Origin of the sequence: Microbacterium sp. UBA3486 (assembly GCF_002377845.1) — a bacterium.
GTDB classification, from domain to species: Bacteria; Actinomycetota; Actinomycetes; order Actinomycetales; family Microbacteriaceae; genus Microbacterium; species Microbacterium maritypicum_A.
In genome coordinates, this window is sequence record NZ_DFQP01000050.1 from 41,632 (window position 1) to 49,978 (window position 8,347).

At 68.6% G+C, this 8,347-nt stretch carries 10 protein-coding genes; 7 read left to right on the top strand and 3 right to left on the bottom strand.

Annotated elements, in window-relative coordinates; genetic code table 11:
• The first annotated feature begins 25 nt into the window (after nt 1-25).
• From B2869_RS07260 to B2869_RS07270, 3 genes are read left to right on the top strand one after another with little or no spacing between them, the layout of a single operon-like run.
• A complete protein-coding gene (locus B2869_RS07260; RefSeq protein WP_029265990.1) occupies nt 26-1,012 on the top strand; it encodes an ABC transporter permease in 987 nt (328 codons plus the stop codon).
• Between the two features lie 16 nt (nt 1,013-1,028).
• On the top strand, nt 1,029-2,048 hold the full coding sequence (locus B2869_RS07265) for an iron chelate uptake ABC transporter family permease subunit (RefSeq protein WP_292764428.1): 1,020 nt from the start codon (nt 1,029-1,031) through the stop codon (nt 2,046-2,048).
• Complete coding sequence (locus B2869_RS07270; RefSeq protein ID WP_021198083.1) at nt 2,045-2,800, top strand: ABC transporter ATP-binding protein; 756 nt, start codon at nt 2,045-2,047, stop codon at nt 2,798-2,800. Before B2869_RS07265 ends, B2869_RS07270 begins: the two co-directional genes overlap by 4 nt.
• A gap of 14 nt (nt 2,801-2,814) precedes the next feature.
• Here the strand turns inward: B2869_RS07270 and B2869_RS07275 are convergent, their stop codons facing one another.
• Genes B2869_RS07275 through B2869_RS07285 form a run of 3 tightly spaced genes read right to left on the bottom strand, consistent with a single transcriptional unit; the run spans nt 2,815 to nt 4,745 of the window.
• Nucleotides 2,815-3,012: a hypothetical protein gene (locus B2869_RS07275; RefSeq protein ID WP_021198082.1), complete on the bottom strand. Its 198-nt coding sequence runs from the start codon at nt 3,010-3,012 to the stop codon at nt 2,815-2,817.
• Between the two features lie 22 nt (nt 3,013-3,034).
• Nucleotides 3,035-3,994: a DNA-3-methyladenine glycosylase family protein gene (locus B2869_RS07280; protein ID WP_292764434.1), complete on the bottom strand. Its 960-nt coding sequence runs from the start codon at nt 3,992-3,994 to the stop codon at nt 3,035-3,037.
• Nucleotides 3,995-4,037: 43 nt separating this feature from the next.
• Nucleotides 4,038-4,745, bottom strand: coding sequence for a winged helix-turn-helix domain-containing protein (locus B2869_RS07285; RefSeq protein ID WP_021198080.1), 708 nt, complete (start codon nt 4,743-4,745; stop codon nt 4,038-4,040).
• Between the two features lie 332 nt (nt 4,746-5,077).
• On the opposite strand from B2869_RS07285, the gene B2869_RS07290 reads away from it, so the two are divergent.
• The 4 genes from B2869_RS07290 to B2869_RS07305 form a co-directional block, all read left to right on the top strand.
• Complete coding sequence (locus B2869_RS07290) at nt 5,078-5,386, top strand: GNAT family N-acetyltransferase (protein ID WP_021198079.1); 309 nt, start codon at nt 5,078-5,080, stop codon at nt 5,384-5,386.
• Nucleotides 5,387-5,438: 52 nt separating this feature from the next.
• A complete protein-coding gene (locus B2869_RS07295) occupies nt 5,439-5,921 on the top strand; it encodes a DIP1984 family protein (RefSeq protein ID WP_021198078.1) in 483 nt (160 codons plus the stop codon).
• Nucleotides 5,922-6,177: 256 nt separating this feature from the next.
• Nucleotides 6,178-7,347 carry an exonuclease SbcCD subunit D gene (locus tag B2869_RS07300; RefSeq protein ID WP_292764441.1) on the top strand — a complete coding sequence of 390 codons (1,170 nt, stop codon included), beginning with the start codon at nt 6,178-6,180 and terminating at the stop codon, nt 7,345-7,347.
• The coding region (locus tag B2869_RS07305; protein ID WP_292764444.1) for an AAA family ATPase at nt 7,348-8,347 on the top strand (1,000 nt) is incomplete at its 3' end. It abuts the gene before it with no gap.

Consider the following 8,347-nt stretch of genomic DNA (forward strand, 5'->3'; position numbering starts at 1 on the left):
ATCCGGGTGCCGCCGCCCCATCATCATGGTCTCCACCGACATCGCTCCGCCGCCCCGCTACGCCGGGCGGCTCTTCGACGTGAAACTGCTCATCGGCGTGCTCATCGTCGTCGTCCTGCTCGCGATCTCGCTCTTCACGGGTGTGTACGACGTCACCGGCGCGGACGACGGCGCGCAGATGTTCCAGATCACCCGAGTGCCCCGCACGATCGCCCTGGTCCTCGCCGGCGCCTCGATGGCCATGGCGGGCCTCGTCATGCAGCTGCTCACCCAGAACCGCTTCGTCGAACCGACGACCACCGGCACCACCGAATGGGCCGGCCTCGGGCTCCTGATGGTCATGATCCTCGTGCCGCAGCCGTCGCTTCCCCTCCGGATGGCCGGCGCGGTGCTCGCAGCGTTCATCGGCACGATGGTGTTCTTCGCGTTCCTGCGCCGGGTGGCACTCAAGTCGTCCCTGATCGTCCCGATCGTCGGCATCATGCTCGGGGCCGTGGTCGGCGCATTGTCGACGTACCTCGCGCTGGCCACCAACTCGCTGCAGATCATCGGCGTCTGGTTCGCGGGCAGCTTCACCTCGGTGATGCGAGGTCAGTACGAGATGCTCTGGATCGTGGCTGTCATCGGGGTGATCGTCTTCATCGTCGCCGATCGGCTGACCATCGCGGGGCTCGGCGAGGAAGTCGCCACCAACGTCGGCGTGAACTACAACAGGATCATTCTGCTCGGGACGGTGCTGATCGCGGTCACCACCGGTGTCGTCACCGTCGTCGTCGGCAATCTGCCCTTCCTGGGGTTGATCGTGCCGAACATCGTCTCGATGGTGCGCGGCGACGATCTGCGCAGCAATCTTCCGTGGGTGTGCCTGCTCGGCATAGCGATCGTGACCGTGTGCGACATCATCGGACGCACGATCATCATGCCGTTCGAAGTGCCGGTGTCGCTGATCCTCGGGGTGGTCGGCGCCGTGGTGTTCGTCCTTCTCCTGCTCAGGCAGCGTCGACGTGGCTAGCGGGGGGACGGGCGACGTGGCGACCGCCGGTGCGCTCCGGTCGGCGGGCTCGTTCACGACCCCAGGTGCGCGCCGGCGTTACGCCGTGGTGCTCGGGATCCTTCTGGTCCTCGCGGCAGGGTCGGGCTTCGGTCTGCTCGCCTGGGCGAATCCGATGCCGGTCGGCTCCACCGGGTTCTGGCGGATCGCGCAGCATCGCGCCACCGACATCACGGTGATGGCCCTCGTCGCGGTCGCTCAGGCCGTCGCCACGGTGAGCTTCCAGACCGTCACCAACAACCGCATCATCACGCCGTCGATCATGGGGTTCGAATCGCTCTACCGAGTCGTGCAGACCTCGACCGTGTACGTGTTCGGGGTGGCAGGGATCGTGGCGATCCAGGGAATCGGGCAGTTCGCGATCCAGGTCGCGATCATGGTCGGTCTCGCCGTGGCCCTCTACGGTTGGCTGTTGTCCGGACGCTACGGCAATCTGCAGATCATGCTCCTGGTGGGCATCGTGATCGGAGGCGGCCTCGGGGCGATCGCCACGTTCATGCAGCGCCTGCTCACACCCAGTGAGTTCGACGTGCTCGCCGCGCGTCTGTTCGGCAACGTGTCCAATGCCGACCCCTCGTACCTCCCGCTGGCGATCCCGCTGGTCGTCGCGGCGTCTGCGTTGCTGTGGCTCCGTTCGCGCCGGCTCAACCTCATGGCACTCGGCCCGGACGCTGCGCGCTCCCTCGGCGTCGATCATCGCCGCGAACTGTTCATCGTGCTGTTCCTCGTCGCCGTGTTGATGGCCACCTCCACGGCGCTGGTGGGACCGATGACGTTCCTCGGCTTCCTGGTGGCGACGCTCGCCTACCAGTTCGCCGACACGCACGACCATCGGCTGATCTTCCCCGTCGCGGTGCTCACGGCCTTCACGATCCTGGCCGGGGCCTACTTCGTGATGAAGAACATCTTCTACGCGCAGGGGATGGTATCGATCCTGATCGAGCTCGTCGGCGGCACCGTGTTCCTCATCGTCATCCTCAGAAAGGGCAGACTGTGATCGCTCTCGACGGCGTCCGCCGCGAATACAGCAGCGAGGTCGCGATCGGCCCCGTCGACCTCGAGATCCCCGCTGGCGGAATCACCGCCCTGATCGGTCCGAACGGCGCGGGCAAGTCGACGCTGCTCACGATGATCGGGCGTCTGACCGGGATGGATGCCGGTGCCATCGAGATCGCGGGGCTCGACGTGGCCTCGACGAGATCGAAGGATCTGGCGAAGGTGGTGTCGATCCTCCGTCAGGAGAATCACTTCGTCACCCGCCTCACCGTTCGCCAGCTGGTCGGTTTCGGGCGCTTCCCGCACTCGAAGGGCAGGCTGAACCGGGCCGACGAGGAGATCATCAGTCAGGCGATCGACTTCCTCGACCTCGGCGCTCTGGAGGGGCGTTACCTGGACGAGCTCTCCGGCGGGCAGCGTCAGCGCGCCTATGTCGCCATGGTCCTCGCCCAGGACACCGAGTTCGTGCTGCTGGACGAGCCACTGAACAACCTCGACATGCGGCACGCCGTGCAGATGATGAAGCATCTGCGCCGGGCCGCGGAGGAACTCGGGCGCACCATCGTGATCGTGCTGCACGACATCAACTTCGCCGGGCATTACGCCGACCACATCTGCGCGATGAAAGACGGTGCGGTCGTGGAGTTCGGCTCGCCGGCGGCGATCATGACGGACGACGTGCTCACGCGGGTGTTCGACACCCCGGTGCGCGTGGTCGACGGACCGTCGGGCCCGCTCGCCGTCTACTACTGAGTCGGGGCGACCACTCAGAGCTCGATGCCGTGGTCCTCGTCGTTGACCCCGGCGTTGTTGCCGCGGCGCGACTCGTATCCGAGGAACCAGCCGAGCCACACGATGGCCGCGAGCAGGACGCCGAGCCAGACGTTCTGGAAGATCAGCCCGATCACGACGCCGACGATCAGCAGGCCGACGGTGACGAGGATGCGCAGCATGGAACGGGACATGGCACCAGCTTAGGTGCCGACATCAGCGGCGGCGATGGTCTTCGGGTGCGAGACGAGGCCCCCGGCGCGGTTCCTGCACACCACTCGCATAGATGAGGCGGACGACGCGTTGTCGCTGTCCGGCCCACGGCGCGAGGAGATCGATCATCCCGGTGTCATCGGTGCGTGCACCCGTCAGCGCGTGGCCGACCTCATGGGCGAGGTGATAGTCGCCGATACTGACCGCGTCCGGATCCCCGAGAGCGCGGATGCGCGTCTCCGCCGACGTCCAGACCCCCACGCCGGGAAGGCTCGTGAGCACGCGGTCTCGGTCATCCCCCGAGGCGGCGGCTCGGACGGCTCGGGAGATGCGATCTCCGCGCTCGGCCGCACGCACGATGGTGCGCGACTGGGGCGGCTCGACGCCGGCACGATGCCAGGCCCAGGACGGGATGCGATGCCACTGGTCGGGGGACGGCGCGGCGAACATCGGCCGCGGGGTGGGACCCGGAGCGGGTGCTCCGAACCGCGAGATCAGCCAGCGCCACGCGCCGAAAGCCTGCATGCCGGTCACCTTCTGCTCGATGATCGCGCACGCGAGCGCATCGAACACCTCGTCGGTACGCGTCAGACGCAGCCCCGGGTGGCGTCGTGCGGTGTCGGCGATGAGCGGGTGCAGGGAAGGATCGAAGTCGGTGGCGTCGTCGTGGGCACCGCAGAGCGCGGGCACCAGATCGAGGGCGATGCCCGATCCCGGGCCCCACGCGGTCGCGTGGACCTCGCCGCCGAGCATGCGCAGAGCGAGGGTCGTCGGTCCGAGGGGTGTGCGCAACGCGCGCCAGATGACGGTTCCGTCGATGACCATCGTCGGGTCGTTGCGACCGCGGCGGAGCATGCCGACCGTTCGGTGGAGATCGAGCTCGTGCGGCGGGCGGTAGACGGTCTCCTGAGCAGTGTCCGCGGGGGCGGCGTCCGCCGAGGCGGAGCGCGCTGTCAGGGTCATGCGCCCACCCTACGCGCAGCTGCTGACACCGGCTCCCGGCGACTCAGAAGCGGTCGGGCGAGGGGGTTCCATGGCCGTAGCGGATGACGACGTCGGCGTGGCGGTCGAAGCGGTAGCCGATGCCGCGCACGGTGCGGACGATGTCCTCATAGCGACCCAGCTTCGCGCGCAGGCGGCGCACGTGCACGTCGATCGTGCGCTCACCGGGCGTCTCGTCGTCCTGGGCCTGCCAGAGCGCGGAGACCAGCTCGCTGCGTTCGATCGTGCGCCCCTCGCGGAGCACGAGGTACTGCAGCAGCTCGAACTCCTTGTATGTGAAGGCGGCGGACTCGCCGTCGATCAGCACGCGCTTGCGGGAGATGTCGACGGTGACGCCCGTCTCCTCGTCCGTGGTGTCCTCTTCCGCAGCGGCCTTGGTGCGCGCGATGGCACCGGGCTCCTGCAGAGCGAGACGGACCACGTCGAGGTCGCGGCCGCCCGATCCGTGCGGGGCGAGGGCGACCGTGGCGTGCGTCTCGGCTCCCGGGGCGAGCTCGGCGAGGGTGCGGCGCAGCGCGTCGACGAGAAGGGGGAGGCTGACGCCGGCTTCGGCGGCCTTGATCTCATCCAGCCCGACGTAGAGGGCGAAGCCACGGGGTGAGCGCACGGCGGGAAGATCGGCTCCTGCGGCGGACAGGGGCGCGGCGGCTTCGTGCTGCGTGCGGATCGCGGCGGTGGTGGCGGGACGCTCGAGAAGTGCGGTGTTCGACATGATGATGAAGTCCTCAGGACGTGAGCCCGGATCGAGCGGGGCTCTGATGCGTTGCATGAATGACCGGCGGAGCCGGGAAGCGAGCAAGGGTGGATGCTCGGAGACGCTGACCTCGCAGATCGCGAGGAGTTCAGGTCAGGCGGGGTGGCTGTTCGTTCAGCGACACATTCGGCAACACATGCCAACGCGACCGGGCATCATCATCCCGGCAGTCCCGTTCGCCTCCTGGGCGGACAAAGGGCGTGCGTTGGTGGTCATGGGGGGATTATGTCCGATCGTGACGCCCCATGTCAAAACGCCCGGCGGCTCCGGGCGGGCGTAACGTGGTTCGAATGACGATCTCGCACACCGTCGGAGGCTTCATCCTGACCGACGAGAAGGACGCTTCGCGCTACACGCTCATGCGCGACGGGACGCTCGTGAGTGTTCTGGACTACCGGGACGACGGGCGCACCATCGCGCTCACCCGAGCCTTCACGATCCCGACTTTCCGGGGCAACGGCTACGCGGGAAAGGTCGTCGAGGGTGCGGTGGCCGACATCGAGGAGCGCGGTGATCGCAAGGTCGATGCCGTGTGCTGGTACGTGGCCGACTGGTTCACCGCGCACCCGGAGCACTCGGGTCTGCTGCGCTCCCGCTGACTCTCCGGCCATATGACGAACTGTTACGGTCGCTCCCTGCGAGGATGAGCTCATGAAACTCGCCGAGGCCCTCACCGCACGCGCCGACCTGCAGCGCCGCATCGAGCAGCTGCGGGCGCGTATCGTCGCGAACGCCCGCTACCAGGAGGGCGAGGAACCGGCAGAGGACGCGGCCGCGCTGATCGTCGAGGCCGATGCCGCGCTCACGCAGCTGCGCGATCTCATCCGCCGCATCAACGCCACCAACGCGCGCCTCGACCTCGGGGCGGACGGCACCATGACCGATGCGCTCGCCGCCCGTGATGTCCTGCGCCTGCGGCACTCGGTGCTGACCGATGCCGCGACCGCCGCCTCGGGGGCCAACGACCAGTTCCTCCGCCAGATGAGGTCGGAGCTGCGTCAGGTCTCCGCGCTGCCCGTCGCGCCGCTGCGCTCCCGTGCCGACGCCGTGGCTCAGGAGCTGCGCGAGCTCGACAATCGGATCCAGCAGGCGAACTGGTCGAACGACCTCGAGGAGGAGAGCGGAAGTCGGTAGTCACGACGAGGCGGGCACAACCCTCAGCCGGCGGGGCAAGCCGGCACCTGTCGGGCGGAGGGCAGCCCTGATATCGCATCGCGCAGCCCCGCACGCCGCACAGGTGAAGGTGCACACGGCATCTCGCATCACCGCGTGCCGATCATCGTGACGAGGGTGGGTCAGGGGACCTTCCGCTTCCTCCTCCGCAGGGCGTGAGGGCGGTGCTGCGGCACGCCTCGGATGAAATGTCGGAGGGGGTTCGTACGGTGTGAGTATGCGCATCCTGCACACCTCCGACTGGCACATCGGCCGGACGTTCCATGGCAACTCGACCGTGGACGCCCTCGCCGAGGTGCTCGGGGCGCTCACCGCGCAGGTTCGCGAGAACGCGGTCGACGTCGTCGTCGTCGCGGGAGACGTCTTCGACTCCGCCACGCCCTCCGGAACCGCATACACCCTGCTCGGCGATGCGCTGGTGGCGCTGCATGAGACAGGGGCGCGGGTGATCGTGACCAGCGGCAACCACGATTCGGCCGCGCGCCTCGGCTTCCAGGCGCGGCTGCTCCGCGAGGGCATCCACGTGCTGACCGACCCGCTCGCGGTGGGAGCGCCCGTGACCGTCAACGATGCGCACGGGCCCGTGCACTTCTTCGGCATTCCCTACCTCGAACCCGCCATCGTGCGACAGCACTGGCCCGATGGTGACAGCTCCGGGCGCCCGTTGCGCACGCAGGCGCAGACCATGGCTCACGCGATGCACCTGGTCCGCGCCGGCATGGAACAGCACCCGGGGCGCTCGGTCGCGATCGCGCACTGCTTCGCCGCCGGTGTCGACGCCACCGCCGGGCTCGAACGCGAGGTGCGTCAGGGCGGCCTCGACGTCGTGCCGCTGAGCGTCTTCGACGGTCCTGACTACGTGGCGCTCGGCCACATCCACGGGCGTCAGCAGCTCAGCGATCGGGTGCGCTACGCGGGCGCTCCTCTGCACTACAGCTTCGGCGAGCAGCACAAGCCCCGCGGTTCCTGGCTCGTCGACATCGATGCCGAGGGGCTCTCCGGAGTCGAATGGTTGGAGCTGCCGGTGCCGCGCCGGCTCGTCACACTCACGGGCGCGCTCGACGATCTCCTGTCGACCGAACTGGTCGCAGAACACGCGGGCGACTGGGTCTGCGCCGTCTACACCGACGCCGTGCCGCAGACAGAGCCGATGCGGCGCCTTCGCGAGAGCTACCCGTACTGCGCCATGGTGCAGCACCAGCCCTCGGTCACCGCCGAGGCGGATGAGCGCTCCTATGTGCAGCGTCTGCGCACCGCGGTCACCGATGCCGACCGCATCGAGGCCTTCCTCGAGCACGTCCGGGCGGGGCACGGAGCGACGGAGGCTGAGGGCGAGCTGATCCGCGCGGTGCTCGACGAGCGAGTTCGTGCCGAGGCTCTCGTCTAGATGCGTCTTCATCGCCTGGAGGTCGAGGGGTTCGGCCCCTTCCGGTCACGTCAGATCGTCGACTTCGACGCGTTCGCCGACGACGGCATCTTCCTGATCGCCGGACGGACGGGGGCGGGCAAATCCAGCATCCTCGACGCCGTCTGCTTCGGGCTCTACGGCGGAGTGCCGCGCTACGACGGTGGCGAGAAGCGGCTGCGGAGCGACCACTGCGAGCCCGACGATCCCTCCGAGGTCGTCGTCGAATTCAGCACGCCGACCGGCCGCTTCCGGGTGACCCGGTCGCCCGAGTACCTGCGCCCGGCCAAGCGCGGGGGAGGGATGACCAAGCAGGCATCGGCCGTCGCCCTCGACGAGTGGACGGATGTCGGGTGGATCGGTCGTGCAGCACGGGCCGTCGATGTCGCAGGAGAGCTCGACGAGATCCTGCAGCTCAGCCGTGAGCAGTTCCTGCAGGTGATCCTGCTCGCGCAGAACCGGTTCTCGGAGTTCCTCCTCGCGGGCAGTCGAGACCGCCAGGCGCTTCTGCGCCGCCTGTTCGGCACCCAGAGGTTCGAAGATGTGCAGGCGCGGTTCGACGAGCGTCGTCGTGTGGCCGAGCACGCTCTGGGCGCCCGGCTCGCGACGGTCGAGGCCCGCGTCGAGGAGGCCGAGCGGCTGGTGTCCGCCGATGGCCTGTCAGGAGAGGGCGATGAGACCCCGCCCGAGACGGTTCGCGCCCCGTCGTCGATCGAAGATCGACTCGACGCCCTCCGACGTGCGAAGGCCCGCGCCGACTACCGCGCAGAGCGTCGAGCATCCGAGCAGGTCGACGCGGAGAAGCGGTCGGCCGCAGCCGACGAGTCTCTCGCCGTGGCGCGGGACGAGCAGCGGGCGCAGCGCGAGCGCGACCGTGCGAGGTCGGCGCTCGAACGACTCGAGGCCGAAGCGCCCCTGATCGACGATGCCCGCGCAGAGCTCGCCGCGGCCCGAGCCGCGGAGGCGCTGCGGTCGACGATCG

Excerpts from the sequence above, each read along its gene's own strand:
- B2869_RS07260 (WP_029265990.1), top strand. The coding sequence starts at position 26 with ATGGTCTCCACCGACATCGCTCCGCCGCCCCGCTACGCCGGGCGGCTC.
- B2869_RS07275 (WP_021198082.1), bottom strand. The coding sequence starts at position 3,012 with ATGTCCCGTTCCATGCTGCGCATCCTCGTCACCGTCGGCCTGCTGATC.
- B2869_RS07280 (WP_292764434.1), bottom strand. The coding sequence starts at position 3,994 with ATGACCCTGACAGCGCGCTCCGCCTCGGCGGACGCCGCCCCCGCGGAC.
- B2869_RS07285 (WP_021198080.1), bottom strand. The coding sequence starts at position 4,745 with ATGTCGAACACCGCACTTCTCGAGCGTCCCGCCACCACCGCCGCGATC.
- B2869_RS07290 (WP_021198079.1), top strand. The coding sequence starts at position 5,078 with ATGACGATCTCGCACACCGTCGGAGGCTTCATCCTGACCGACGAGAAG.
- B2869_RS07295 (WP_021198078.1), top strand. The coding sequence starts at position 5,439 with ATGAAACTCGCCGAGGCCCTCACCGCACGCGCCGACCTGCAGCGCCGC.
- B2869_RS07300 (WP_292764441.1), top strand. The coding sequence starts at position 6,178 with ATGCGCATCCTGCACACCTCCGACTGGCACATCGGCCGGACGTTCCAT.